This is a genomic window from Providencia rustigianii DSM 4541 (assembly GCF_000156395.1).
Classification (GTDB): Bacteria; Pseudomonadota; Gammaproteobacteria; order Enterobacterales; family Enterobacteriaceae; genus Providencia; species Providencia rustigianii.
This window is the reverse complement of the sequence record NZ_GG703820.1, coordinates 813-27,025: the sequence shown is the minus strand read 5'-3', so window position 1 is coordinate 27,025 and position 26,213 is coordinate 813. Positions and strand designations below refer to the sequence as shown.

The following is a 26,213-nucleotide window of genomic DNA, read 5'->3' as shown; positions in this document are numbered from 1 at the left end:
GACCATTGCCTGAAGGAGTCAACATGGCTATTGATGAAAACAAACAAAAAGCGCTTGCAGCGGCACTCGGTCAAATTGAAAAGCAGTTTGGTAAAGGCTCCATTATGCGTCTTGGTGAAGACCGTACTATGGACGTTGAAACTATCTCAACGGGATCTTTATCTCTTGACGTCGCTTTGGGTGCTGGTGGCTTGCCATTAGGACGTATTGTTGAAATCTACGGTCCTGAATCCTCAGGTAAAACTACACTGACTTTACAAGTGATCGCTTCTGCACAACGCAGCGGTAAAACATGTGCGTTTATTGATGCAGAACATGCCCTTGATCCTGTTTATGCTAAAAAGCTTGGTGTAGATATTGATAACCTGCTGTGTTCTCAGCCAGATACGGGTGAACAAGCATTAGAAATCTGTGACGCACTGACTCGCTCTGGTGCTGTTGATGTTATCATTGTTGACTCAGTTGCAGCTTTAACACCTAAAGCTGAAATTGAAGGTGAAATCGGTGATTCTCATATGGGTCTAGCGGCTCGTATGATGAGCCAAGCAATGCGTAAGCTTGCTGGTAACCTGAAAAACTCAAATACCTTACTGATCTTTATCAACCAAATTCGTATGAAAATTGGTGTGATGTTTGGTAACCCAGAGACCACCACTGGTGGTAACGCACTGAAGTTTTACGCTTCTGTTCGCTTAGATATTCGTCGTATTGGTGCAGTTAAAAACGGTGAAGAAATTGTTGGTAGCGAAACTCGCGTTAAAGTCGTGAAAAACAAAGTTGCTGCGCCATTTAAACAAGCTGAATTCCAAATTCTTTATGGTGAAGGTATCAATACCTTTGGTGAGTTAATCGATCTTGGTGTTAAACATAAGCTTATTGAGAAAGCCGGTGCTTGGTATAGCTACAATGGCGACAAGATTGGTCAAGGTAAAGCTAATTCAACGACCTATTTGAAAGAGCATCCAGATGTTGCCAAAGAAATTGATACAAAACTGCGTGAAATGTTATTGAGCCATACTGGTGAACTTAGCAATACAACAACAGACTTTGTCAGTGATTCTGATGTAGAGGAAACACCTGAAGAGTTTTAATCTTTAGTTAGTTTCTTGAAAATAAAGAAAAATATAAACGTCATTCTGTATAGGATGGCGTTTTTTTATTTTTAGCTATCATAATAATAGTTTCTTGAACAGTTTTTTTGTGGAAAAATACCCTAGAGAGAAGTATAAACATACTTTCAGAAAATATTCAGACGCTTTACAATGAAAGCCACGAATGGATGTATCTATATTTTACTTCTACACAAAGAGACTTTATCTTATCAGTCACTTTTTAATCGGAGAGTTGATTAGAGGTGATGTTACATTCCATCTCAACAATTCGTAATTCTGTTTCCAGCTTGATATCGGGATAAATATGAGTAAAAGCACCGCTGAGATCCGTCAAGCGTTTCTCGACTTTTTCCATACGAAAGGTCATCAGGTGGTAGCCAGCAGTTCGCTAGTACCAAACAATGACCCAACACTATTGTTCACTAACGCAGGGATGAACCAGTTCAAAGATGTATTTCTTGGTCTGGATAAAAGAGCATATTCCCGAGCGACAACTGCACAGCGTTGTGTGCGTGCAGGTGGTAAACATAACGACTTAGAAAATGTGGGTTATACAGCACGTCACCACACATTCTTTGAAATGTTAGGTAACTTTAGCTTCGGTGATTATTTTAAACACGATGCTATCCGATTTGCTTGGGAATTATTAACTAGCGAACAATGGTTTAACCTACCAAAAGAAAGACTGTGGGTAACTGTATACGCCACTGATGATGAAGCTTATGACATTTGGAACAAAGAGATCGGCGTTCCAGCAGAGCGTATCATCCGTATTGGTGACAACAAAGGGGCTCCTTACGCATCTGATAACTTCTGGCAGATGGGGGATACTGGTCCTTGTGGTCCGTGCACCGAAATTTTTTATGATCATGGGGATCATATCTGGGGGGGACCTCCAGGAACACCAGAAGAAGATGGCGACCGCTATATTGAAATCTGGAACCTTGTTTTCATGCAATTCAACCGTCAATCCGACGGGACTATGGAACCGTTACCAAAACCATCTGTAGATACAGGAATGGGTCTGGAGCGTATTTCTGCGGTTCTACAACATGTCAATTCTAACTATGACATCGACATTTTCCGTGAACTGATTGCAGCAGCAGCAGAAGCAACTGGCGCGACCGACTTATCTAACAAGTCTCTACGTGTTATCGCTGACCATATTCGCTCATGTGCTTTTTTAATTAGTGATGGTGTAATTCCATCAAATGAAGGCCGTGGTTATGTATTACGCCGCATTATCCGTCGTGCTGTACGGCACGGTTATATGCTGGGTGCTAAAGATACATTCTTCTACAAATTAGTTCCTACTTTAATCAAAGTGATGGGTACCGCGGCAGATGAGTTGCAGCGCCAGCAAGCGATGGTTGAGAAAGTTCTAAAAACTGAAGAAGAGCAATTTGCGCGTACTTTAGAGCGCGGCTTACAATTATTAGATGACGAGCTGGCATCACTGAAAGGTGACACTCTAGAAGGCGAAACTGCTTTCCGCTTATATGATACCTACGGATTCCCACTGGATTTAACTGCTGACGTTTGTCGTGAGCGTAATATCAAAGTGGATGAAGAAGGCTTTGAGCGTGCAATGGAAGACCAACGTCGCCGTGCGAGAGAATCCAGTGGTTTTGGCGCTGACTATAATGCCCTGATCAAAGTTGATAAGCGTAGCGAGTTCTCTGGTTATCAACATGATGAACAGCAAGCGACTATCACTGCACTGTATAAAGATGGCCAACCTGTTGACGCACTAAACGCGGGTGAAGAAGGGCTAGTTATCCTTGATAAAACTGCATTCTATGCAGAGTCAGGCGGTCAAGTTGGTGATACAGGTGTGCTAACGAATGAAAGTGGCAACTTTGTCGTTTTGGATACTCAAAAGTATGGTCAAGCAATTGGTCATGTTGGAAAAGTGGAATCAGGTTCTTTGGTTGTTAACCACCGTATCTCAGCGAGAGTTAATAGCGAAAGACGTAATGCTATTCGTCTGAATCACTCAGCCACTCACTTATTACATGCGGCGCTACGCCAAATACTTGGTGAGCATGTTTCTCAGAAAGGCTCATTGGTTAATGACAAATATCTACGTTTTGACTTCTCTCATTTTGAAGCCCTGACACAGCAGCAGCTACGCCAAGTCGAAGATATTGTGAACGCACAAATTCGCCAAAACTCAGAAATTGAAACTGAATTGATGGATTTAGAGGGCGCGAAAGCGAAAGGTGCTATGGCATTATTCGGTGAAAAATATGAAGAGCGCGTACGTGTTCTGAGTATGGGGGATTTCTCCATCGAATTATGTGGTGGTACTCACGCTAGCCGTACTGGAGATATCGGTTTATTCAGTATTCTAAGTGAGTCAGGCACTGCTGCCGGTGTTCGCCGAATTGAAGCGACAACAGGTGCAACAGCTATTGAGCATCTTCATGCTCAATCTGAGCAACTTTCTGCAATTGCCCATTTATTAAAGGGTGATGCGAATAGCCTTGTTGAGAAAGTAAAAGCAGCATTGGATAAATCGCGTAATCTTGAAAAAGAGATTCTGCAATTGAAAGATCAGCAAGCTTCTCAAGAGAGTGCATCATTGGGTAGCAAAGCAAAAGATGTCAAAGGTATCAAGCTATTAGTTAGCCAATTAAATGATACAGATCCTAAATTATTGAGAACAATGGTTGATGATTTAAAAAATCAGCTGAAGTCTGCGATTATCGTGCTTTCAACCACGAGTGGTGATAAAGTCAGTATAATTGTTGGTGTGACTAATGATTTGACTGCTAAAATTAAAGCAGGTGATTTAGTATCTTATGTTGCTCAGCAAGTTGGCGGTAAAGGCGGCGGGCGACCTGATATGGCAATGGCTGGCGGTAGTGATGTAAAAGCATTACCTACAGCGATGGCAAGTGTTGAACAATGGGTTGATTCGAAACTGTAAGCGCTTATTGAGGTTGCCTTGCTTGATGTGAGGCAACTTTAATCTGTTGCAACATTGTTAATATGTTGCCGGTAGTGTTATATTTTGCTTGTAAATAACTAGAATTATTGCCTTGATGGCATCAATGCTTTAGGTGAATATCATTGCTTTACGTTTTCACGGTGTGTGATGGACAATAGCGGGGGATACCTAGAGACCCGACTCTTTTAATATTTCAAGGAGCAAAGAATGCTTATTCTGACTCGTCGAGTTGGTGAAACACTCATGATAGGCGATGAGGTAACAGTGACTGTATTGGGAGTAAAAGGCAACCAAGTTCGTATTGGTGTTAATGCCCCAAAAGAGGTTTCTGTTCACCGTGAAGAAATTTATCAACGGATCCAGGCCGAAAAGACTCAACCAGACAATCAATAATAATGAATAAGCGTCCAGTGAGTGATCACACAGCAATAATGGGCGCTTGTCTTCTATTCCCCTTTAAAAACCTCGAAAATTTCTTATTCCTATCTGTTTAATTAAGAATAATGGTACTAAAGGTACATTCCTTTTCTCATTTGTTATTTTTATTCTGTATTATTTTTCTACAGTTAACCAATATGTTATGGTTTTGAAGTCAATATTACCCATTTTTTTGATGTAACTTTGGTTGATAAAATTCTTTAGGAAAGCACAGAAATATGGCTTTTTCGGTGTTAAACTAATCATCTTGCTTGTGAAATGTGCAAACGAACGCCAGAATGCAAAAAGTTTGGAAAAATTGTTTGACTTCTAAGGCTAGGAAAGTAATATGTGCGCCACACAGAGACGAGATGTTTGAAAAAACAAATCATGTGTAACTAAAATATGGTGAGGTGGCCGAGAGGCTGAAGGCGCTCCCCTGCTAAGGGAGTATGCGGTCAAAAGCTGCATCGAGGGTTCGAATCCCTCCCTCACCGCCATTTTAGGCTCTGCATCCGTAGCTCAGCTGGATAGAGTACTCGGCTACGAACCGAGCGGTCGGAGGTTCGAATCCTCCCGGATGCACCATTTTAAGCCCTATGAGTTAGACTGATAGGGTGATGTTTTAGCTTAGCAGGCTAAGACAAAGCAGTAGTTTTAGATTGATGTTGAAGTAGATTTTGATAAGTAGTATTGAGAGAGAAGTACGATTGCACGAAAATGCATCCGTAGCTCAGCTGGATAGAGTACTCGGCTACGAACCGAGCGGTCGGAGGTTCGAATCCTCCCGGATGCACCATCTCTTAAACTTTTCTGTAAAGTATCAATAATCCCTTTTAATAATATTCAAACTGATAAATTACTGATTGCTGTAAATGCAATTGTCGATTGATAATCGAAGAATTTTGCATCCGTAGCTCAGCTGGATAGAGTACTCGGCTACGAACCGAGCGGTCGGAGGTTCGAATCCTCCCGGATGCACCATCATTAAGAAACTCCTCAATTTGAGGAGTTTTTTTTTACCTAAAATTAGTCTTCTCTATTCAATTCTAAGTAGAATCATTCATTTCATAACTCTCTAAACCACACATCTAGACAGCGACAATTTCTGTGATTTAAGCTAAAGTAACCTCCTTAATAAAATAAATCTAAATCACAGGCGGGAGGTCAATTTGATCCCGGACGTATCAAAAGCGCTCTCTTGGTTAGAGGCGCACCCGGAAATTCTCAATGGTATTCAACGTGGTATTGAGCGTGAAACATTGCGTGTCACACCTCAAGGCGCAATTGCTGAGACTTTACATTCAGATGAGTTAGGTAAGGCACTGACGCATAAATGGATCACTACCGATTTTGCTGAGTCTTTACTCGAATTTATTACACCTGTAGATAAAAGCATCAGCCATAATTTGGCTTTTCTCAGGGACTTGCATCGATATACTGCTCGTCATTTACATGATGAAAGAATGTGGCCGTTGAGTATGCCTTGCTTTATTGAGGGTGAAGATAAAATCACTCTGGCGCAGTACGGCACTTCTAATGTTGGCCAATTTAAAACTTTGTACCGCGAGGGTTTAAAAAACCGCTACGGTGCTTTAATGCAAACCATCGCAGGGGTGCATTATAACTTTTCATTCCCGATTGAATTTTGGCAAGCTTGGGCTGGAGTGGAAGATGAACAAAGTGGTAAAGAAAAGATTTCTGAAGGCTACTTACGTCTGATCCGAAATTATTACCGTTTTGGCTGGGTGATCCCATATCTATTTGGAGCTTCTCCTGCAATCTGTGGTTCATTCCTGAAAGATAGGGAAACGTCACTCGATTTTAATAAAACTGAGTGTGGTACTTACTATTTACCTTACGCTACATCTTTAAGAATGAGTGACTTGGGATATACCAATAAATCACAGAGCGATTTAAATATTACGTTTAATCACCTAGATGAATATGTTGAAAACCTCAAGAAAGCTATCCATAAACCTTCAGCTGAGTTTGAAAAGCTAGGTGTTAAAAAAGATGGCAAATACATTCAGTTAAACACTAATGTGCTGCAAATCGAAAATGAACTGTATGCACCAATTCGTCCTAAACGTGTCCCGAAAGGTAATGAATCACCTTCTGATGCGTTACTGCGTGGTGGTATTGAGTATATTGAGGTTCGCTCTCTTGATATCAATCCATTTAGTCCTATTGGTGTTAATGAAACCCAAGCTCGTTTTGTGGACTTATTCTTAATCTGGTGTGTATTGGCAGATGCGCCTGAGATGAATAGTCAAGAGTTAGATTGTTGCCGTAAAAACTGGAATCGCGTGATCTTGGAAGGACGTAAGCCCGGACAAGTGATCGGTTTTGGTTGTGGTAGTGAGCAAAAGCCTCTTGTTGAAGTTGGGCAAACATTATTTAACGATCTGATCCGTGTTGCTGAAGTACTTGATACTTGTTGTGATGCCAAATACAAAGAAGTTTGTCATCAATTTGTGGCTATGTTTGAAGATCCGACCTTAACTTACTCTGCTCTTGTCATGGATGAGATGTTAGAGAAAGGTATTGGAGGTTATGGTCTTGAACTGGCTGAAAAATATTATCAGCAATTGATCAATGAGCCTTATGAAGTGATCACTGAAGAGCAATTTGAGCAAGCTCGTTTGGCTTCAATAGAGAAACAGAAATTGATGGAACAGGATAAAAGCGAGAGCTTTGAAGAGTATTTACGGATTCACGCAGGACGCTAAAAGAAGTGGCCACATTAAGTGGCCAAATAAAAAATCTCTTAGAGAATTAGGGATGATAACAATTTGCGCGTCTTTCATATATTCAGACTCTGCGTTTTTAGATTAGTTTCATTTTCTTCATAAATATTTTTTAGGAGGTCATGAAATGCCATTATTAGACAGTTTTACTGTAGATCACACGCGTATGGCAGCTCCTGCTGTTCGTATAGCAAAAACAATGAAAACACCAAGTGGTGATACAATCACTGTTTTTGATTTACGCTTCACAGTTCCAAATAAAGAAGCAATGACAGAAAAAGGCACGCATACCCTTGAGCACCTCTTTGCTGGATTTATGCGAGATCATCTGAATGGAGATGGTGTAGAAATCATTGATATTTCCCCTATGGGGTGTCGAACCGGTTTTTATATGAGTTTGATTGGTCAGCCAGATGAGGCACGTGTGGCAACAGCATGGAAGGCTTCGATGGAGGATGTGTTAAATGTCCAAGATCAAAATAAGATCCCTGAGCTCAATGTTTATCAGTGTGGAACTTATATGATGCACTCTTTAGAAGAAGCGCAGCAAATTGCTAGTCAGGTTCTTGCTAAAGAGATCGGTATCAACAAAAATGATGAGCTGGCTCTACCTGAAGAAAAATTAGCTCAATTACATATTTAGTGGGTTATGCCTTAATTTAAAAAGCCTTAAAATCATGCATACAGGCTGATTTTAAGGCTTTTTTGTTTTATAACTGACTAGAATTCAGGTTCTTGAGAATCAAAAGCTAAAGGGATAATTTTTACCTGTTTAATGGTATTGTCGTTCATCACTAAAACTTCGATGAGATAGCTCCCTATGGCTATTTGTTCTTTTGGTTGAGGGATATCCCCTAAAACCTCTAAAACCATCCCATTGACCGTTCTAGGACCATCTACAGGTAAGTTCCAATCGAAGGCTTTATTCAAATCTCGAATATTTGTTGTTCCATCAACCAATACGCTACCATCACTTTGTGGAATAACTTCTTCTGCTAGGGAAGGTGACATTGATGTGGTGAAATCGCCAACAATTTCTTCCAAAATATCTTCTACTGTGATTAAGCCTTGGATTTCGCCATATTCATCAACGATTATCCCCAATTTTTCTTTTTTATGTTGGAAGTTCACGAGTTGAATATTTAGGGGGGTGCTATCAGGAATGAAGTAGATATTATCGGCAGCTTTTATCAGATTTTGTTTGTTAAACTCCCGTTTTTCCATCATCAAACGATAGGCTTCACGCACTCGTAAAATACCAATAGAATCATCCAAAGAATCTCGATACAGGACTATTCGACCATGAGGTGAGTGGGTTAGTTGCCTCACAATCGACTTCCAATCATCATTAACATCGATGCCGACAATTTCATTGCGTGGCAACATAATGTCGCCAACCGTGACTTTGTCTAAATCGAGGATAGAAATCAACATATCCTGATTACGTCGGCTAAGTTTATTTTTAGATTCATTGACGATGGTGCGTAGCTCTTCTTTATTCACTGCATCGCTGCGTATAGCGGAAGGGCGGATCCCGCAGCAACGTAAAAACGAAGCTGAAATCGCATTGAATCCCAAAACAATAGGCATCATGATTTTTTGTAATGGATTTAATATTAGACTGCTCGGAAACGCAATTCGCTCAGGATAAAGTGCTGCAAGCGTTTTAGGCATGACTTCTGCGAATAATAGAATTACAAACGTTAGAATTCCCGTTGCTATTGCTACACCAGTATTGCCGTATAAGCGCATACCAATGATAGTCGCAAGGGCTGAGGCAATAATATTAATTAAGTTATTACCAATAAGTACTAAACTTAACAGTTTATCTGGATGCCTCAGTAATTTCTCAACACGCATAGCGGAACGATTACCTTGCTTCGCTAAATGTTTTAATCGATAACGGTTCAATGTCATCATACTGGTTTCTGATGCTGAAAAATAAGCAGACAAAAAGATTAAAACAATCAATATGATGATTAGAGTACCAGTGGATACATCATCCAAAACAAGGTTCCTTATAACAGGAGTTCAACGTTAACTTTCTGACTAAGAGACGGTCAGTTGTTGGACTAAACGATTACCGAAAAAAGCTAACGTGAGGATCAATGAGCCCCCTACGTGGAAAAATAACACGCGTTTTCCACGCCATCCGCCATGAAAGTGTCCCCATAGCAAAATAACGTAAACAAACCAAGCCACAACCGACAATATCGATTTATGGATATTTTCTTTATCAAAAATATTATCGATATAAATAAAACCAGTACATAAAGTCAGCGTGAGTAAAATAACCCCCACCTGAGTAACGTGAAACATTTTGCGCTCAATGACCATCATTGGTGGCATATCAGGGCTAAACTTCAGAATTTTATTCTTTAGCTGATAATCGATAATCGCCACTTGAAACGCATATAATGCCGCAATTAAGAGTGTTGCATAGCTTAAAAGTGCTAAACCAATATGAACAAATAACGGAGTACTGGCTTCCAAGTGAGTTATAAATTCACCTGGCATTGTCGTTGATAAAATGAGGTTAATAATCGCGAAGCTATAGACAATGGGCGTTAAATACCATGCTCGCCCTAAATACCCCACAACGGTCATGATTAAACACATCAATAAACTGACGGAAGAGCCGAGATTCAATAAAGTTAAGTTTTGCCCGCTCACTTCACTGAAAATTTGTAATTTCAGTGTAATTGCGTGAGTAATCATCGCGATGATGGCTAATAAAATAGCTAATCTGCGATAGATTGCTTGCTTACGCACTTGACTGGGAACGATCAGCAGCAGACTGACCATGTATGTACAAACTGCTATGACTGCAAATACGGGCATAGTATAGTGTCGTTATTCATTTTTAGTGGATAGATACTTTATAGTATAACTCGTGCGCGTGTAGGCTCCAACCATTGGTATGGCGAATCCCTTGATATTCTTTATCGATAGCTCATTAGAGTTAGGTAAACAAGGCAGCGAAAAAGCATCAGATATGATACACTCCTCAGCCAATATCAGCGTTGGATTGTGTCGTGGCTATTTTTATTTGCCCTTGAAATACATAGCGCGAGTAACCAAATAAGGCTACATATAGGCCCATAACAGAATTGAGCTAAGACATATGTTTGATAATTTAACTGACAGACTATCGCGCACTTTGCGCAATATCAGCGGACGTGGACGTCTGACTGATGACAATATTAAAGATACATTACGCGAAGTTCGCATGGCGTTACTGGAAGCTGACGTTGCATTGCCAGTTGTCCGTGAGTTTATTCAAAAAGTCAAAGAAAGCGCTGTTGGTCAAGATGTTAATAAAAGCCTAACACCGGGACAAGAGTTCATAAAGATTGTTCAAAATGAACTGACCCGTGCCATGGGTGAAGAAAACCATCAACTGAATTTATCTGCTCAGCCACCAGCCGTGGTATTGATGGCTGGCTTGCAAGGCGCAGGTAAAACAACCAGCGTTGCTAAGCTGGGTAAACTGTTAAAAGAAAAGCAAAAGAAAAAAGTGCTTGTGGTCTCTGCCGACGTATACCGTCCTGCGGCGATTAAACAGTTAGAAACATTAGCCGAAGCGGTTAGCATTGATTTCTTCCCTTCTGATGCACAAGAAAAACCTGCATCTATTGTCCAGAAAGCGCTAAAACACGCTCAACTTCAATTTTATGATGTTCTACTGGTGGATACTGCCGGGCGATTGCACGTTGATGAAGTGATGATGGAAGAAATCCAAGAAATTCATCGCATTATTAACCCAGTAGAAACGCTGTTTGTCGTCGATGCAATGACGGGGCAAGATGCTGCAAATACAGCTAAAGCCTTTAACGAAGCCTTGCCATTAACGGGTATCGTATTAACGAAAGTTGATGGTGATGCACGTGGTGGTGCTGCGTTATCGATTCGCGCCATTACAGGTAAACCAATTAAATTCCTCGGGGTCGGTGAAAAAACGGATGCCCTTGAACCATTCCACCCTGAGCGTGTTGCATCACGTATCTTGGGAATGGGGGATGTATTATCCCTGATTGAGGAACTTGAGCACAAAGTTGATCGCGATGAAGCAGAAAAGCTAGCTAAGAAACTCAAAACAGGCGATACGTTCGACCTAAATGACTTCTTAAACCAGTTAAAGCAGATGCGTAATATGGGCGGAATGACCAGCATGTTAAGTAAAATGCCAGGCATGTCCCAGATACCAGATGCAGTTAAATCCCAGATGGATGATAAAATAACTATCCGTATGGAAGCCATGATCCAATCAATGACGCGTAAAGAACGTGAAAAGCCAGAAATTATTAAAGGCTCACGCAAACGCCGTATTGCTGCGGGTTCTGGGACTACAGTTCAAGAAGTTAATAAACTCTTGAAACAGTTTGATGATATGCAACGCATGATGAAAAAGATGAAAAAAGGCGGCTTAGCCAAAATGATGCGCGGCATGAAAGGTATGATGCCTCCGGGATTTCCGGGGCGTTAAGCAGTAAAGCTTGAAACTAAAATGCACTTTTGATTGATTTTTGCGTCAAAGTGAGTAAACTTTTCGGGCTTTTTATATAACAACCGGACTCTATCCCTCGATGGAGTCTGGTTGTTTTGTTAACTAATGAGGATGTTATGGTAACAATTCGTTTATCTCGTGGCGGCGCTAAAAAACGTCCGTTCTATCAAATCGTTGTAACCGATAGCCGCAATGCGCGTGACGGTCGTTTCATCGAGCGTATCGGCTTCTTTAACCCGATCGCTACTGGTCAAGCAGAAGAACTGCGTTTAGACCTAGACCGTATCGAACATTGGGTTGGCTTAGGTGCAACTGTTTCTGACCGTGTTGCACAACTGGTCAAACAAGCTAAGAAAGTAGCTTAATCTGTCACGGTGGTAACAATGAGCACGCAAACTAAACTTCAGCCCCCAGCAAACCCAATTGTTTTGGGCAAATTAGGAGCTGCATACGGTATTCGTGGTTGGCTCAAAGTTTTTTCGTCCACCGAACATGCTGAAAGTATTTTTGATTATCAGCCTTGGTTTATCCAACGTTCTGGTCAATGGCAACATATTGAAATAGAAGATTGGAAACATCACAACAAAGATATCATCGTCAAGCTGAAAGGGGTCGAAGACCGTGATGCAGCGACATTATTGACCAACTTTGAAATTGCGGTTGATTCAACCCAACTTCCTGAGTTGGAGAATAACGAATACTATTGGAAAGACCTTATGGGTTGCCACGTAGTAACGTTAGATGGTTATGACCTTGGTACCGTTGTTGACATGATGGAAACCGGATCGAATGACGTTCTGGTGATTAAGGCAAATCTGAAAGATGCATTTGGCATCAAGGAGCGGCTGGTTCCGTTTCTTGATGGGCAGGTTATCAAGAAAGTCGATCTCTCCGCCCAAGTTATTGAAGTGGAGTGGGATCCTGGTTTTTAAATCTCCGATTAACGGTTTTTATGAGTGGGATAAATCATGTGGATTGGTGTAATTAGCCTGTTTCCCGAAATGTTCCGCGCAATAACCGAGTACGGGGTAACTGGTCGGGCAGTGAAAAATGGCTTGCTGACTGTTGAGTGTTGGAATCCTAGAGATTTTACGCACGATAGACATAAAACAGTCGATGACCGCCCATATGGTGGTGGTCCAGGCATGCTGATGATGGTGCAACCGTTAAAGGATGCGATTCGTACAGCAAGAACTGAGGCCGGTGATGGTGCAAAGGTCATTTATCTGTCACCACAAGGTCGCAAACTCGGTCAAGATGGGGTTTGTGAGCTGGCAACAAATGAGAAGCTAATTCTTGTTTGTGGCCGCTATGAAGGTATTGATGAACGGATCATTCAAACCGAAGTTGATGAAGAATGGTCAATCGGTGATTACGTTCTCAGTGGTGGGGAGCTCCCCGCAATGGTGTTGATAGACTCAGTCTCTCGGTTTATTCCTGGAGTTCTGGGGCATCAAGCTTCAGCTCAAGAAGATTCTTTTGCAGATGGCTTGCTGGACTGTCCTCACTATACTCGACCTGAAGTGCTAGATGGCATGCAAGTTCCTGAGATTTTACTTTCAGGCAATCATGCCAAGATTGATAGCTGGCGCATGAAACAATCACTTGGTCGTACCTGGCTTAGAAGACCTGAGCTTCTAGAAAGCCTAGCTCTGACTGACGAGCAGAGGATGTTGCTAGCTGAATTCCAACGGGAATATCAGGCTGAGCAATCAATGAATCCAGACAATTAATTGTCTACATATATCAGTTTACCTAGGGTAAGAGAGTTATTATGAGCAACATTATTAAACAACTTGAACAAGAGCAGATGAAGCAGGACGTACCTTCATTCCGTCCAGGCGACAGCGTGGAAGTTAAGGTATGGGTCGTTGAAGGCTCTAAGAAACGTCTGCAGGCATTTGAGGGCGTGGTTATTGCTATTCGTAACCGCGGTCTGCACTCTGCATTCACTGTTCGTAAAATTTCTAACGGCGAAGGTGTTGAGCGTGTATTCCAAACTCATTCACCAGTCGTAGATAGCATTACTGTTAAACGTCGTGGTGCTGTTCGCCAAGCTAAACTGTACTACCTGCGTGAGCGTTCTGGTAAGGCTGCTCGTATTAAAGAGCGTCTGAACGTTAAGTAATACGCTTTCGCTACATCCGAAAGTTGAGGCCCGCTTATAGCGGGCCTTTTTTATATTCGTCATATATTCGTCATATTTCGCGCTGTGGCGGTGTTGGCTTCATTCAGCCACACAGGTCACATACTTATGTATGCTCCCTGCGCTGTCTTCATTTTGCCACCTAGCCACAACTCGAACTATTTAGAATATATCACCCAATAAAATTATTTTTGTAAACATATGTTTACTAATTTATTCATTGTATTCTCTTGAATATAAAATTTACCTCAGACTATTGTTTTAATTACTTTAAATTCAATTAGATATCATTATGTAATTTTTTATGTACATCAAATTGAGTTATTTTACAGTTTTGGATTGAAATCTTTACGATGCATGATATGTTATCTCTCACGCACCAAACACAAGATCGATAAATAACATCACTAATAAATAATAAGCTAAATAGGTAATCAAATGATCATGCAAAAAGATGTACTCAATAATGTGAATATTCAAGACGAGCAGGTTTTAATTACTCCTGAAAGTCTGAAGCAAAAATATCCATTGAGTCACAGCAATCTGCATGCCATTGCGACATCGCGTAAAGTAATTGCTGATATTATTCATCAGCGTGACCCGCGCTTACTCGTGGTATGTGGTCCTTGTTCAATCCATGATGTTGATGCCGCCATTGAGTATGGCGAGCGTTTGCAGAAACTAGCCGCTGAGTTAAGTGATAGCTTATATATTGTGATGCGTGTGTACTTTGAAAAACCACGTACAACGGTTGGTTGGAAAGGTTTAATCAGTGATCCATTTATGGATGGTAGTTTTGAAATGGAAAAAGGGCTACATATTGCTCGTGATCTATTAACTAACTTAGTCAATATGGGATTACCGTTAGCGACAGAAGCTCTCGATCCTAATAACCCACAATACCTAGGTGACTTATTCAGCTGGTCAGCCATTGGAGCGAGAACTACAGAATCTCAAACTCACCGTGAAATGGCCTCTGGTTTGTCCATGCCAGTTGGTTTTAAAAATGGTACAGATGGTAGCCTATCGACAGCAATAAATGCATTAAAAGCCGCTGCGATGCCACATAGATTTATGGGCATTAACCAATCTGGGCAAGTGTGCTTACTTCATACTAATGGTAATAAAAATGGTCATGTTATTTTACGTGGCGGAAAAACACCTAACTATGATGCTGAAAATATTGCGGCGTGTGAAGCTGAAATGAGAAAGGCAGGGCTTGAACCATCATTAATGGTGGATTGTAGCCATGGTAACTCAAACAAAGATTACCGTCGTCAGCCACTTGTTGTTGATTCAATTCTTGAACAAATTATTAATGGTAATGAATCAATTACAGGTATTATGCTTGAAAGCCATATTAATGAAGGAAGCCAAACATCTGAACAGCCAAGAGAAAACATGCAATACGGTGTTTCAGTTACAGATGCCTGCATTAACTGGGAAACAACAGAGTCCGTGCTGCGCAAATTGCATCAAGCATTATCACCAATGCTTGAACAGCGTGGGCAAAAATTAAGTAAAGTGAGCTGAGCAAGGTATTGGTATGTCTGTTGAATTATCCCATTTAAGGGAGCAAATTGATGAAGTTGATAAGTCATTATTAGATCTATTAGCTAAGCGGCTTCAACTAGTTGCGGAAGTGGGTGAAGTTAAAAGCCAACATGGATTACCTATCTATGTACCAGAGCGTGAGTCCAGCATGTTAGCCGCACGTAGAGCTGAAGCTGAACGTATGGGGATCCCTGCTGACCTAATCGAGGATATCCTCCGAAGGATTATGCGGGAATCTTATACGCGTGAAAATGATAAAGGGTTTAAAACACTAAATCTGGAAGCTGGCCCTATTATTATTGTGGGTGGAGAAGGGAAAATGGGGCGATTATTTAACCGCCTTCTGACGCTCTCTGGCTATCAAGTTAAGGTATTAGCTGAGCAAGATTGGCCTCATGCATCATCTATTGTTTCTGGTGCAAGTGTCGTGATCATCAGTGTTCCTATTCATTTAACGGTGGATGTGATTAACCAGCTACCAAAATTAGATCCAAAAACGATTTTAGTCGATATCGCATCAGTTAAACAGAAACCACTGGAAGCTATGCTTCAGGTACATAAAGGTCCCGTTCTTGGTTTACATCCGATGTTTGGTCCCGATATTGGTAGCGTGGCTAAACAGGTATTTGCATACTGTGATGGTCGAGATGCTGATGTTTACCAATGGTTCCTTGAACAGTTGCAAGTATGGGGCGCTCGATTAAAACAGATCAAGCCTAAAGAACATGATCGCAATATGAGCTTCATACAAGCGTTACGCCATTTTACAACGTTTACTTACGGGAAAAATTTGGCAGATGAGCAAGTTGATTTACAACAATTGTTGGATCTTTCTTCTCCGATTTACCGTTTAGAACTAGCAATGGTAGGGCGGTTATTTGCTCAAGACCCCCAACTATATGCGGATATCATTATGTCCTCGGACGAAAATGTAGAGTTGATCCGCCGCTATTATCGACTTCTAGGTCAATCGATTGAAATGTTGGAACGTAATGATAAAACCGAATTTATCCGACAGTTTACGCAAGTAAGCCAATGGTTCGGCGAAGATGCATATCATTTTATGAAAGAAAGCCAATCTTTATTACAAAGAGCCAATGACAATCGTAAATAACGTTTTTTCCCCTACTTCCTGCTTGGCGGTAGGGGAAATTACTCAAGAATTTTTCAAAAAAGCATCATAAATATCAATATTTATTTAAAATAAGTAATTGTACTTATAATCTTAGTTTGTCCCAAATGAGGCTATTTCTCATTTAACTTGCACCATAATCTCTTGTGCAATCACAAATCAATCAATTTTAAATATTCATATTTGTAAATTGAGCGATTTATGTGGTAAAGATCCCTTATATTCTACCGATAACTCTAATCATTAAATGATGAATAGAGTGGTAAGTATATGTCTTTTCGAAATCTCAAAATTAGTGTGAAGTTAACTGTCGCATTTGGAGTTTTTATCGCTCTGATTGTTTTAAGCTCCCTATTTTCATTAGTGAATATGAATCGCGCTAATGAAAGTATGCAGACTATTATTTTCAAAAGTTATCCCATCACGGCAAATGCTAACTCGGTCATGGATAATTTTTATTCTTATATTGGTATCCAAGAGCTCATTTTATTAGATGACAGAGGTAGTGAGAAACGCAAGGAAGAGTTGGTTAAAATCAGCCAAAATATTTCAGACTTATTGGATGAATTAGATCGAAGTATTACCGATAGTCGCTCTCGGGAAACCTTAGAAAATATTCATGATGTGAGAGTTAAATTTCATGATTCGCAAAAACGAATGATGGAATTTATGAATCAAAACAATCGTCAAGCAGCGATAGAAGAAATGATGACCAAAACATCAGCAATCCAACGTGAGTATCGTGAACAGGTTCAAAATCTGATTGCGACTCAAAATATGCTGATGCAAGAATCGGGATACAAAGTTGAAGATGACTATAAACTGAATAGAACATTACTCGCTTTTCTTTCGATCATCAGTATTGTGGCGGGCTGTGTGATGGGCTGGTACATCACGATGACTATTACTCGCCCATTAGAACAGGCTGTTGATTTTGCAAAAGCGATTGCTAGTGGTGATTTAACACAGGATATCAAAGCACAATCTAAAGATGAAACCGGCATATTGCTAGATTCTCTCGGTAATATGAAAGAACATTTACTAGAGATCGTGCAAGAAGTACAAAATGGCTCTGAAAGCATCTCTGCAGCCGCTGGCCAAATAGTGGCAGGCAACCAAAATCTTGCTGCACGTACAGAAGAGCAGGCTGCTTCAGTGGAGGAAACGGCAAGCTCAATGGAGCAAATTACGTCCACAGTAAAAAACACCACTGAACATACCCATGAAGCAACTATGCTTGCGGATGATGCGGCTGTTATTGTTAAAAATAACGGTCAAATGATGAATCAGCTAACGGATAAAATGCGAACAATTAATGCATCTTCGCAGCAAATGACGGATATTATCAATCTTATTGATACGATTGCTTTTCAAACTAATATTCTTGCATTGAATGCCTCCGTAGAAGCGGCTAGAGCAGGGGAGCATGGACGAGGATTTGCAGTAGTAGCAGGAGAGGTTCGATTATTAGCACAAAAAAGTGCGGCATCAGCGAGCGATATTCGTGGCTTGATTGAAAAATCATCCTCCCAAACTCAAGAGGGAATGGAGTTAGTTGAGCAAGCGAGTCAGCAAATCCATGGCATGATAGAGAGTGTTGATGAGATGAATGTGTTATTGCGTGAAATTGGCCAAGCCAGCCATGAACAGAGTGATGGTATTTCTCAAATCAATAGTGCAGTAGGGCAATTGGATTTAACGACTCAGCAAAATGCGAGTTTGGTTGAAGAATCGGTTGTTGCAGCAGGTTCATTGAATGAGCAAGCATTCCATCTACAGGAATTAGTTAATTACTTTAAACTCTCTTCTTCTCCTCTTAAGTCATAGTAGATTAATAACTAACACGGGCAGATTGCCTGTGTTAGTTATCTGAAATTTTATGGTGCTATTTTTTCTGGCTCAACGGGAACCACGTTTTCTGATGGGTAACAGCCAAGGATTTTTATTGACCGAGTAATTTCTGCTAGCTCTTTTAACGCTTGTTGCAGATTATCCGAACGTAAGTTGGCATGAACATCCACATAAAACATTTCTTCCCAAGGCTTACCATTGATTGGGCGCGATTCTAATTTACTCATCACAATCTTATTATTTTTTAAGATAATTAAGGCATCGACTAAAGCCCCTGCTTGTTGACCGGTAGTCATTAATAATGTTGTTTTTGCTGGGACTTGCTCAGTTACGTCGATAGCTTTTGGTGCTACAACAATAAAACGAGTCATATTAATTTGCTGATTAGCAAGATTGTGTTCAAGTACCTCTAAGCCATATAGCAATCCACCAGCTTCGCTACCTAAAGCTGCAACATTCGGTGAGTTGTGCTCTGCAACTTTTTGCATTGCAGTTGACGTACTATCGCAATATTCAATTTTCCAATGGGGAAATTGAGATAAATATTGGCTGCACTGCTGGAAAGGTTGGGGGTGGCTATAAACAATTTCTATTTTACTCAGATCGCTATTTTTAGTGGTAAGTAAGCAGTGATTAATTGGAAGACGGATCTCACCAACGATTGATAAAGACGTATTTTGCAATAAATCGTAAACATCGTTAATTGCCCCGGAGCTAGTATTTTCAATGGGTAAAATACCGTAATCAGCTTGACCGCTTTCTACTAATGAAAAAATATCTTGGAATTTATGGCAGCTACATTCAACGAGTTGGTCAAAATGGCGAGCAGAATACTGACGAGCAGCGACATGAGAGTAAGAACCTTTGGGACCCAAAAAGGCAAAGCGTGCTGTATCACTAGGCGTAAGATTTAAATGTTTCTGTAAAATAGTCTGCTGAGTGAGGACGGAATCCTCGATAATCATTTGGAATAATCGAGTGATATAGAAACCATCAAGGCCTAGTGGTTTGCCTTTATTGATCAAAGCATCGAGTAGCTGACGTTCACGTTCTTTATCGCGAATAGGTCGATTATCATCAATTTTGGTTTCTGCAACTTCAATGGCATAACCTCGACGTTTTGCGAGAAGTCCAAGGAGTTCGCTGTCTAACTGGCTAATTTTCTCACGCACTTTCAGTAAATTAGTACTATTTTTCATTCTGCGCCCCTATCAACATCAGTGAATAAAAAAAGCCCCCAAAAGAGGGGGCTTTAAAATTTTGTCTTCTTTTTTTTCTCGAACGACAAAAGCCCCTTAATAAGAGTGGCTAAAGAAGAAAAAGAAAACAAAATTTAAATTCATTACAAAATACCTTTAAATAGAAGTCACTCAAATAGACATGATAGTGAAGGGGATGTCAACAAAAAATAGCAATCAACGTAAAAACGCGCCCATGATGAGCGCGTTTGGAAAGTTTCAAGATAAGTGGATTGATAATATAAAAATACAACGTAACTACTTAAACGTAACTGATTATAACGTAACTAGATTCGCTTCTTTTACACTATTACATGCCCTTCTTGATTCTCCTTTATGTTGCACTTTATTTAACTGTCTTTCGAGCTTATTGATTAGTTCATTTATTGCAACGTACATATCTTCATGCTTAGCAGTTGCTACCAATTTTCCGGTAGCGGTTTTTATGTTGGCATCAACCATAAAACCTTGGGGCTCTTTTGATAACACCACATGAGTGTTAATTAGGGAAACTTGCCATTTATCGAGTTTTGTTAGACGGTTCTCAATGTGTTCACGAATTGCTGGGGTAATGTCCATTTGTTTGCTAGTAATATTAACTATCATATAGTTACCTCTCATTGTTTCCGTCTTTAATGACTTCAGAATACCGAGTTATAACAATAAAAAAATGACATAGATCACATTTAAATCATGGGGTAGGGATCACTCATCCGAAGTGTGATTTTGACTAAGAAAGGGGGCTAAAAGGATTGCCAAAATAGATAAATTGAGGGAAACTGACAGAGTTGACTATAGATACGGTGAATAGTCGGTGCTTCTTTTGGGTTAAAAATTAGGGTATTAATTATAAATGAAAAATAGTCACATTTTTCATGAGGATAGTACCCAAAAATGAAAACAGCAGCCTAGGCTGCTGTTTGTGATCTTAACGGAGCCTATTGGTTAGCCGCAAGAATGCTTGCTACTTTATTTGCTTCGTTATCTAAGCCCATTTCTTTATAAGCAATTTCCATGTAAGTCAGTGCCTTACGAGTTGCTTCAGTATCTGGGTAATCTCTTAGCATCTGTTGAACACGATTAACAACCGCGACATAAGCCCCACGTTTGTTGTAATATTCAACCACAGAGAGATCGAATTTAGCTAAACGATCTTTTAAATAGACTAAGCGTTTACTCGCATCATTTGAATATTGGCTATTTGGATAATAACGGACTAATTGGCTAAGGTCTTTGAATGCAACTAATGCATGTTGAGGATCTCGGTCAGATCGGTCTATACCAAAGAAACCTTGTAACATACTGTCATCTAGCGCCATTGCTGTTAGGCCGCGCATATACAGTACATAGTCAATATTTGGATGGGTTGGATTTAAACGCATGAAACGGTCAATGGTTGCTATCGCCATTGGTAGCTCAGCTGATTTATAATAAGCATAAATCAGGTCTAATTGTACCTGCTGGGCATATGGACCAAACGGGTAGCGGTTATCAAGCGCTTCAAACTGTTTAATAGCCGCGCTATAGTTACCGTCCTGTAATTTTTGCTGACCCGTACTATAAATTTCAGCTGGGGAGCTATCGGGGCTGACTTCGTTATTGCTGGAGCATCCGGCAAGAGCCAGGCTCAACGTGGCAGCTGCCACCAGATATTTCATACGTATCATCACGTGTAGGTTATCCTCTGACTGTATCAAGGGAGCCTATCCGAAGGCTCCCGGCAAAATTCGAGTTACAATAGCACACATTTTAAATGAAACGGCAGCGCCGTCAAAATACAAACACTAAAAAGTAGATTAATTTATGGCTCAACAAGTACAACTTAGTGCAACCATCGCTGAATCACAGCTTGGTCAACGTTTAGATCAGGCTTTGGCCGAATTGTTCCCTGATTATTCACGTTCTCGAATAAAAGAATGGATTTTAGACGATAGAGTGCAGGTTAATGGCAAAGTTATCAATAAGGCAAAAGAAAAAGTTTTAGGTGGCGAACAAATTTCAATCGATGCTCTTATTGAAGAAGATACTCGTTGGGAGCCTCAAGATATACCTCTTGATGTTGTTTATGAAGACGAAGATATCCTAGTTATCAATAAACCACGAGGTTTAGTTGTTCATCCCGGAGCAGGTAACCCAGATGGAACCATCTTGAATGCGTTGTTATACCGTTATCCTGAGATTGCGGATGTGCCGAGAGCAGGGATTGTTCATCGCTTAGATAAAGACACAACTGGCCTGATGGTTGTAGCAAAAACAGTTCCAGCACAAACGCATTTAGTTGACGCTTTGCAGCGTAGAGAAATAACTCGAGAATATGAGGCTGTTGCGGTAGGTCGTATGACCGCAGGGGGAATGGTTGAAGAACCCATTTCACGTCACCCAACGAAAAGAACTCATATGGCGGTTCACCCAATGGGGAAACCCGCAGTAACTCATTACCGGATTATGGAGCATTTCCGTGCACATACCCGTTTACGCCTGCGCTTAGAAACAGGAAGAACGCACCAAATTCGTGTGCATATGGCACATATTAATCACCCACTAATTGGTGACCAGTTATATGGCGGTAGACCTCGTCCATTGAAAGGTGCCACGGAAGAGTTCTTTGAGGTAATGCGCAAGTTTGATAGACAAGCTTTACATGCAACGATGCTGCGCTTATATCATCCAATTTCGGGGATCCAAATGGAATGGCATGCACCATTACCTGATGATATGGTGGAGCTAATCAACGCATTAAAAGCGGATGCTGAATTACATAAAGACAACATGGACTGGTAATGAATACATTGATTTTCCCTGAATGGCCACAGCCAAAAAATATTTCAACATGCAGTACTACTCGCTTAGGTGGTGTCAGTCAGCCACCTTTTGATAGCTTAAATTTAGGCGATCATGTTGAGGATTTACCTGAAGCTGTCAGTGAAAATCGGCGTCGTCTCGAAGTGCTTGCTCAATTACCACAACAACCTGTGTGGCTTGAGCAAGTACACGGAACTCATGTTTTACATCTGAATGGTGAATATATTGAAAATCGCCAAGCGGATGCGGTGTATACCGATAAGGTTGGGCAAGTCTGTGCAATTATGACGGCTGACTGCCTACCCGTATTATTTTGTAGCCGTGATGGTAAAGAGGTAGCAGCTGCGCATGCGGGTTGGCGAGGACTGTGTGATGGCGTACTCGAAAATACAGTGGCACAGTTTAAATCTCCACCCCATGAAATCATGGTATGGCTTGGGCCTGCAATTGGTCCTGAAAAATTTGAGGTTGGGGCTGAGGTTAAATTGGCATTTATTAATCAGTCGGCCGAATTAGTTGAGGCATTTGTTCCTCATCAAGATAAATACCTTGCAAATCTCTATTTATTAGCCCGTAAAAAGCTCGAAGCCGTGGGAATCTCCTCTATTTATGGTGGTACTTTCTGCACCGCTAGTGAAGAAAATAGATTTTTTTCCTACCGACGTGAGGGTAAAACAGGGCGGATGGCATCACTTATATGGATAAATACTTAGATATTAGATTAATGTTTCAAATTAAAAGATATTGCAAAAATAATCCATTTTAAAACTTGAATCCCCAAAAACAGACCGCATCTTATCTTCAGTAGCAAGTTTAACTTATTCTATTGGAGGTGTTATGCGTCTGGATCGTTTAACTAATAAATTCCAGCAAGCTCTCGCTGACGCCCAGTCATTAGCCCTTGGGCGCGAAAATCAGTTTATTGAACCAATTCATTTATTAAGTGCTTTATTTAATCAAGAAAATGGCACCGTTCGTCCATTGCTGACGACGCTTGGTGTTAATGCCATTGAATTTAAACAAAAAATTGAAGATGTATTATCTCGGTTGCCACAAGTACAAGGTGTTGCTGGGGATGTTCAACCATCAAGTGATTTAATGCGTCATTTGAACCTATGTGACCAGCTGGCTCAGAAAAATGGAGATGAATTTATCTCCTCAGAATTATTTTTGCTCGCTGCTTTAGAAGCCAATACAACCCTTGCCGATATGTTGAAAGCGGCGGGTGTGAATAAAGATAATTTGAAAAAGGCGATAGAACAGATGCGTGGTGGAGAAAAAGTGAATGATCAAAGCGCTGAAGACCAGCGCCAAGCCTTGAAAAAATATACTGTCGATTTAACTGAACGAGCAGAGCAAGGCAAATTAGACCCAGTGATTGGTCGTGATGAAGAAATTCGTCGTACCATCCAAGTATTACAGCGTCGTACCAAAAACAACCCAGTGTTAATTGGTGAACCAGGTGTTGGTAAGACTGCAATTGTTGAAGGATTAGCTCAGCGTATTGTTAATGGTGAAGTGCCAGAAGGCTTAAAAAACAAACGTGTTTTATCACTGGATATGGGCGCTCTGATTGCAGGGGCAAAATATCGTGGTGAATTTGAAGAACGTTTGAAAGGTGTTTTGAATGACCTAGCTAAGCAAGAAGGTAATGTCATTCTGTTTATCGACGAATTGCATACGATGGTTGGCGCAGGTAAAGCCGATGGTGCGATGGATGCCGGTAACATGTTAAAACCAGCACTGGCACGTGGTGAATTACATTGTGTGGGTGCGACAACATTAGATGAGTACCGTCAATATATTGAGAAAGATCCGGCGTTAGAGCGTCGTTTCCAAAAAGTATACGTGGCGGAACCATCTGTTGAAGATACCATTGCAATTTTACGTGGTTTAAAAGAGCGTTATGAATTGCATCACCATGTGCAAATTACAGACCCTGCAATTGTAGCGGCGGCGACGTTATCCCATCGTTACATTACAGACCGTATGTTGCCAGATAAAGCTATCGACTTAATCGATGAGGCTGGTGCAAGCTTACGTATGCAAATGGATTCTAAGCCAGAATCTTTAGATAGACTAGAAAGACGTATTATCCAATTAAAGTTGGAGCAACAAGCTCTGAAAAAAGAGTCCGATGATGCGAGTAAAAAACGTCTTGAAATGTTAGAAGAAGAGCTGGCGGAAAAAGAGCGTGAATACTCCGCATTGGATGAAGAATGGAAAGCCGAAAAAGCATCATTAACAGGTACACAGCACATTAAAGCTGAATTAGAAAATACGCGTATTGAAATGGAAAAAGCACGTCGTATGGGTGATTTAGCTAAAATGTCTGAACTGCAATATGGCCGTATTCCTGAGTTGGAAAAACAGCTAGAAGCTGCGACTAAGGCAGAAGGTAAAAGCATGAAGCTTTTACGTAACAAAGTGACTGATGTTGAAATCGCGGAAATTTTAGCTCGCTGGACAGGAATCCCGGTCTCTAGAATGCTGGAAAGCGAAAGAGAAAAATTATTGCGTATGGAGCAGCAATTACATCAACGTGTAATTGGGCAGGACGAAGCTGTTGTTGCTGTATCGAATGCTATTCGTCGTAGTCGTGCCGGTTTATCTGATCCAAACCGTCCAATTGGCTCCTTTATGTTCTTAGGTCCAACTGGGGTAGGTAAAACAGAGCTGTGTAAAGCGTTAGCAAACTTCATGTTTGATAGCGACGATGCGATGGTTCGTATCGATATGTCCGAATTTATGGAAAAACATGCAGTCTCTCGTTTAGTGGGTGCACCTCCAGGATATGTTGGATACGAAGAGGGTGGCTATTTGACTGAAGCGGTAAGACGTCGTCCATACTCAGTTATTTTATTGGACGAAGTTGAGAAAGCACACCCAGATGTATTTAACATTTTATTGCAAGTGCTGGATGATGGACGTTTAACTGATGGTCAAGGTAGAACGGTAGACTTCCGTAATACGGTTATCATCATGACATCAAACTTAGGTTCTGATCTCATCCAAGAACGATTTGGCATGATTGATTATTCAGAAATGAAAAATATGGTGATGGAAGTGGTATCCCATAACTTCAGACCTGAGTTTATTAACCGTATAGATGAAGTTGTTGTGTTCCACCCATTAGGTAAAGAGCAAATTGCGAATATTGCAAATATTCAATTGGCTCGTTTGTATAAACGTTTAGAAGAGCACGGTTATGAAGTGACAGCAACGGCTGCAGCATTAGAAAAAATTGGTGAAGCAGGCTTTGACCCAATCTTTGGTGCCCGTCCGTTGAAACGTGCAATTCAGCAAGAGATTGAAAACCCACTGGCACAAGAAATTCTGTCAGGTAAATTGATTCCGGGTAAACCAATTACTCTGGATGTTGAAAATGATGAAATTGTGGCAAAACAGTAATTAGGTCATAGATATTATGTTCATCAATTCAAATTAAATCGAAAGGCGGCTGATAAAGCCGCCTTTTTTATCATTAAAACAGCCGAAAATGGCCTATTTTGGTGGATAATTGCTCTTGAAGTATAAACGGTGAGCAATTGAATATTATTTTTCAAAAAACACTTGCCAGATTTTTCTGACTCCCTATAATGCGCATCCACTGACCGGGAACAAGCCAACGCAAAGCGCGATGGACACTGAACCGGCAGCGAGAGAATCTGAAAAGATTAAGTAAAAAAATGCTTGACTCTCACCGAGGAAAGCGTAATATACGCCACCTCGCGACAACGACCTAAGTTGA

The 26,213-nt window shown here is 40.7% G+C and carries 21 protein-coding genes, 4 tRNA genes and 1 other annotated feature; of the genes, 20 read left to right on the top strand and 5 right to left on the bottom strand.

Annotated elements, in window-relative coordinates; translation table 11 throughout:
* The first annotated feature begins 23 nt into the window (after nucleotides 1-23).
* The 9 genes from recA (at nucleotide 24) to luxS (ending at nucleotide 7,875) form a co-directional block, all read left to right on the top strand.
* Nucleotides 24-1,091 (top strand): recombinase RecA, encoded by a 1,068-nt coding sequence (gene recA, locus PROVRUST_RS14485; RefSeq protein ID WP_006815611.1) that lies wholly within the window; start codon nucleotides 24-26, stop codon nucleotides 1,089-1,091.
* 325 nt (nucleotides 1,092-1,416) lie between these two features.
* A complete protein-coding gene (alaS, locus tag PROVRUST_RS14480; protein ID WP_006815610.1) occupies nucleotides 1,417-4,044 on the top strand; it encodes an alanine--tRNA ligase in 2,628 nt (875 codons plus the stop codon).
* A gap of 228 nt (nucleotides 4,045-4,272) precedes the next feature.
* Nucleotides 4,273-4,458: a carbon storage regulator CsrA gene (gene csrA / locus PROVRUST_RS14475; protein ID WP_004264815.1), complete on the top strand. Its 186-nt coding sequence runs from the start codon at nucleotides 4,273-4,275 to the stop codon at nucleotides 4,456-4,458.
* Nucleotides 4,459-4,889: 431 nt separating this feature from the next.
* Nucleotides 4,890-4,982, top strand: a tRNA-Ser gene (locus PROVRUST_RS14470).
* A gap of 11 nt (nucleotides 4,983-4,993) precedes the next feature.
* Nucleotides 4,994-5,070 (top strand) — tRNA-Arg (locus tag PROVRUST_RS14465).
* Between the two features lie 134 nt (nucleotides 5,071-5,204).
* A tRNA-Arg gene (locus PROVRUST_RS14460) sits at nucleotides 5,205-5,281 on the top strand.
* Nucleotides 5,282-5,389: 108 nt separating this feature from the next.
* Nucleotides 5,390-5,466 (top strand) — tRNA-Arg (locus tag PROVRUST_RS14455).
* Nucleotides 5,467-5,654: 188 nt separating this feature from the next.
* Nucleotides 5,655-7,214 (top strand): glutamate--cysteine ligase, encoded by a 1,560-nt coding sequence (gene gshA / locus PROVRUST_RS14450; protein WP_006815608.1) that lies wholly within the window; start codon nucleotides 5,655-5,657, stop codon nucleotides 7,212-7,214.
* 145 nt (nucleotides 7,215-7,359) lie between these two features.
* Entirely contained in the window at nucleotides 7,360-7,875 is a 516-nt protein-coding gene (luxS, locus tag PROVRUST_RS14445) for an S-ribosylhomocysteine lyase (RefSeq protein WP_006815607.1), read from the top strand.
* A gap of 77 nt (nucleotides 7,876-7,952) precedes the next feature.
* Here luxS and PROVRUST_RS14440 read toward each other — a convergent pair whose 3' ends face one another.
* Both PROVRUST_RS14440 and PROVRUST_RS14435 read right to left on the bottom strand, forming a co-directional pair.
* The gene (locus PROVRUST_RS14440) at nucleotides 7,953-9,239 is read right to left on the bottom strand and encodes a CNNM domain-containing protein (RefSeq protein WP_039855532.1); all 1,287 of its coding nucleotides are present in this window, start codon (nucleotides 9,237-9,239) and stop codon (nucleotides 7,953-7,955) included.
* Nucleotides 9,240-9,281: 42 nt separating this feature from the next.
* The gene (locus tag PROVRUST_RS14435) at nucleotides 9,282-10,073 is read right to left on the bottom strand and encodes a cytochrome C assembly family protein (protein WP_006815605.1); all 792 of its coding nucleotides are present in this window, start codon (nucleotides 10,071-10,073) and stop codon (nucleotides 9,282-9,284) included.
* 283 nt (nucleotides 10,074-10,356) lie between these two features.
* On the opposite strand from PROVRUST_RS14435, the gene ffh reads away from it, so the two are divergent.
* From ffh to PROVRUST_RS14395, 8 genes are all read left to right on the top strand, one after another.
* Nucleotides 10,357-11,718: a signal recognition particle protein gene (ffh, locus tag PROVRUST_RS14430; RefSeq protein ID WP_006815603.1), complete on the top strand. Its 1,362-nt coding sequence runs from the start codon at nucleotides 10,357-10,359 to the stop codon at nucleotides 11,716-11,718.
* Between the two features lie 137 nt (nucleotides 11,719-11,855).
* The gene (gene rpsP, locus PROVRUST_RS14425) at nucleotides 11,856-12,104 is read left to right on the top strand and encodes a 30S ribosomal protein S16 (RefSeq protein WP_006815602.1); all 249 of its coding nucleotides are present in this window, start codon (nucleotides 11,856-11,858) and stop codon (nucleotides 12,102-12,104) included.
* Nucleotides 12,105-12,122: 18 nt separating this feature from the next.
* Nucleotides 12,123-12,671 carry a ribosome maturation factor RimM gene (rimM, locus tag PROVRUST_RS14420; protein ID WP_006815601.1) on the top strand — a complete coding sequence of 183 codons (549 nt, stop codon included), beginning with the start codon at nucleotides 12,123-12,125 and terminating at the stop codon, nucleotides 12,669-12,671.
* Between the two features lie 36 nt (nucleotides 12,672-12,707).
* On the top strand, nucleotides 12,708-13,472 hold the full coding sequence (gene trmD / locus PROVRUST_RS14415) for a tRNA (guanosine(37)-N1)-methyltransferase TrmD (protein ID WP_006815600.1): 765 nt from the start codon (nucleotides 12,708-12,710) through the stop codon (nucleotides 13,470-13,472).
* A 41-nt stretch (nucleotides 13,473-13,513) separates the two neighbouring features.
* Nucleotides 13,514-13,867, top strand: coding sequence for a 50S ribosomal protein L19 (rplS, locus tag PROVRUST_RS14410; RefSeq protein ID WP_006815599.1), 354 nt, complete (start codon nucleotides 13,514-13,516; stop codon nucleotides 13,865-13,867).
* A 456-nt stretch (nucleotides 13,868-14,323) separates the two neighbouring features.
* Nucleotides 14,324-15,418, top strand: coding sequence for a 3-deoxy-7-phosphoheptulonate synthase (locus PROVRUST_RS14405; protein WP_006815598.1), 1,095 nt, complete (start codon nucleotides 14,324-14,326; stop codon nucleotides 15,416-15,418).
* A gap of 13 nt (nucleotides 15,419-15,431) precedes the next feature.
* On the top strand, nucleotides 15,432-16,553 hold the full coding sequence (gene tyrA / locus PROVRUST_RS14400) for a bifunctional chorismate mutase/prephenate dehydrogenase (RefSeq protein ID WP_006815597.1): 1,122 nt from the start codon (nucleotides 15,432-15,434) through the stop codon (nucleotides 16,551-16,553).
* A 288-nt stretch (nucleotides 16,554-16,841) separates the two neighbouring features.
* Nucleotides 16,842-18,398 carry a methyl-accepting chemotaxis protein gene (locus PROVRUST_RS14395; RefSeq protein ID WP_006815596.1) on the top strand — a complete coding sequence of 519 codons (1,557 nt, stop codon included), beginning with the start codon at nucleotides 16,842-16,844 and terminating at the stop codon, nucleotides 18,396-18,398.
* A gap of 50 nt (nucleotides 18,399-18,448) precedes the next feature.
* Here PROVRUST_RS14395 and pheA read toward each other — a convergent pair whose 3' ends face one another.
* From pheA to bamD, 3 genes are all read right to left on the bottom strand, one after another.
* Nucleotides 18,449-19,621 (bottom strand): bifunctional chorismate mutase/prephenate dehydratase, encoded by a 1,173-nt coding sequence (gene pheA, locus PROVRUST_RS14390; protein WP_006815595.1) that lies wholly within the window; start codon nucleotides 19,619-19,621, stop codon nucleotides 18,449-18,451.
* Between the two features lie 25 nt (nucleotides 19,622-19,646).
* Nucleotides 19,647-19,766 (bottom strand) — a sequence feature (Phe leader region).
* Between the two features lie 170 nt (nucleotides 19,767-19,936).
* Entirely contained in the window at nucleotides 19,937-20,266 is a 330-nt protein-coding gene (raiA, locus tag PROVRUST_RS14385) for a ribosome-associated translation inhibitor RaiA (RefSeq protein ID WP_039855530.1), read from the bottom strand.
* Nucleotides 20,267-20,598: 332 nt separating this feature from the next.
* The gene (gene bamD, locus PROVRUST_RS14380) at nucleotides 20,599-21,327 is read right to left on the bottom strand and encodes an outer membrane protein assembly factor BamD (protein ID WP_006815593.1); all 729 of its coding nucleotides are present in this window, start codon (nucleotides 21,325-21,327) and stop codon (nucleotides 20,599-20,601) included.
* A gap of 136 nt (nucleotides 21,328-21,463) precedes the next feature.
* On the opposite strand from bamD, the gene rluD reads away from it, so the two are divergent.
* From rluD to clpB, 3 genes are all read left to right on the top strand, one after another.
* Complete coding sequence (gene rluD / locus PROVRUST_RS14375) at nucleotides 21,464-22,441, top strand: 23S rRNA pseudouridine(1911/1915/1917) synthase RluD (protein ID WP_006815592.1); 978 nt, start codon at nucleotides 21,464-21,466, stop codon at nucleotides 22,439-22,441.
* Nucleotides 22,441-23,175: a purine nucleoside phosphorylase YfiH gene (gene yfiH, locus PROVRUST_RS14370; protein WP_006815591.1), complete on the top strand. Its 735-nt coding sequence runs from the start codon at nucleotides 22,441-22,443 to the stop codon at nucleotides 23,173-23,175. The genes rluD and yfiH overlap by 1 nt, the downstream gene beginning before the upstream one ends.
* Nucleotides 23,176-23,299: 124 nt before the next feature.
* Nucleotides 23,300-25,873: an ATP-dependent chaperone ClpB gene (gene clpB / locus PROVRUST_RS14365; RefSeq protein WP_006815590.1), complete on the top strand. Its 2,574-nt coding sequence runs from the start codon at nucleotides 23,300-23,302 to the stop codon at nucleotides 25,871-25,873.
* The last annotated feature ends 340 nt before the right edge of the window (nucleotides 25,874-26,213 follow it).

Bases quoted from the DNA above. Each gene is read 5' to 3' on its own strand.
- rpsP (WP_006815602.1), top strand. From the start codon at position 11,856: ATGGTAACAATTCGTTTATCTCGTGGCGGCGCTAAAAAACGTCCGTTC.
- pheA (WP_006815595.1), bottom strand. From the start codon at position 19,621: ATGAAAAATAGTACTAATTTACTGAAAGTGCGTGAGAAAATTAGCCAG.
- alaS (WP_006815610.1), top strand. From the start codon at position 1,417: ATGAGTAAAAGCACCGCTGAGATCCGTCAAGCGTTTCTCGACTTTTTC.
- tyrA (WP_006815597.1), top strand. From the start codon at position 15,432: ATGTCTGTTGAATTATCCCATTTAAGGGAGCAAATTGATGAAGTTGAT.
- csrA (WP_004264815.1), top strand. From the start codon at position 4,273: ATGCTTATTCTGACTCGTCGAGTTGGTGAAACACTCATGATAGGCGAT.
- yfiH (WP_006815591.1), top strand. From the start codon at position 22,441: ATGAATACATTGATTTTCCCTGAATGGCCACAGCCAAAAAATATTTCA.
- PROVRUST_RS14395 (WP_006815596.1), top strand. From the start codon at position 16,842: ATGTCTTTTCGAAATCTCAAAATTAGTGTGAAGTTAACTGTCGCATTT.
- raiA (WP_039855530.1), bottom strand. From the start codon at position 20,266: ATGATAGTTAATATTACTAGCAAACAAATGGACATTACCCCAGCAATT.
- rluD (WP_006815592.1), top strand. From the start codon at position 21,464: ATGGCTCAACAAGTACAACTTAGTGCAACCATCGCTGAATCACAGCTT.
- trmD (WP_006815600.1), top strand. From the start codon at position 12,708: ATGTGGATTGGTGTAATTAGCCTGTTTCCCGAAATGTTCCGCGCAATA.
- PROVRUST_RS14405 (WP_006815598.1), top strand. From the start codon at position 14,324: ATGATCATGCAAAAAGATGTACTCAATAATGTGAATATTCAAGACGAG.
- bamD (WP_006815593.1), bottom strand. From the start codon at position 21,327: ATGATACGTATGAAATATCTGGTGGCAGCTGCCACGTTGAGCCTGGCT.
- ffh (WP_006815603.1), top strand. From the start codon at position 10,357: ATGTTTGATAATTTAACTGACAGACTATCGCGCACTTTGCGCAATATC.
- PROVRUST_RS14435 (WP_006815605.1), bottom strand. From the start codon at position 10,073: ATGCCCGTATTTGCAGTCATAGCAGTTTGTACATACATGGTCAGTCTG.
- clpB (WP_006815590.1), top strand. From the start codon at position 23,300: ATGCGTCTGGATCGTTTAACTAATAAATTCCAGCAAGCTCTCGCTGAC.
- rimM (WP_006815601.1), top strand. From the start codon at position 12,123: ATGAGCACGCAAACTAAACTTCAGCCCCCAGCAAACCCAATTGTTTTG.
- recA (WP_006815611.1), top strand. From the start codon at position 24: ATGGCTATTGATGAAAACAAACAAAAAGCGCTTGCAGCGGCACTCGGT.
- rplS (WP_006815599.1), top strand. From the start codon at position 13,514: ATGAGCAACATTATTAAACAACTTGAACAAGAGCAGATGAAGCAGGAC.
- luxS (WP_006815607.1), top strand. From the start codon at position 7,360: ATGCCATTATTAGACAGTTTTACTGTAGATCACACGCGTATGGCAGCT.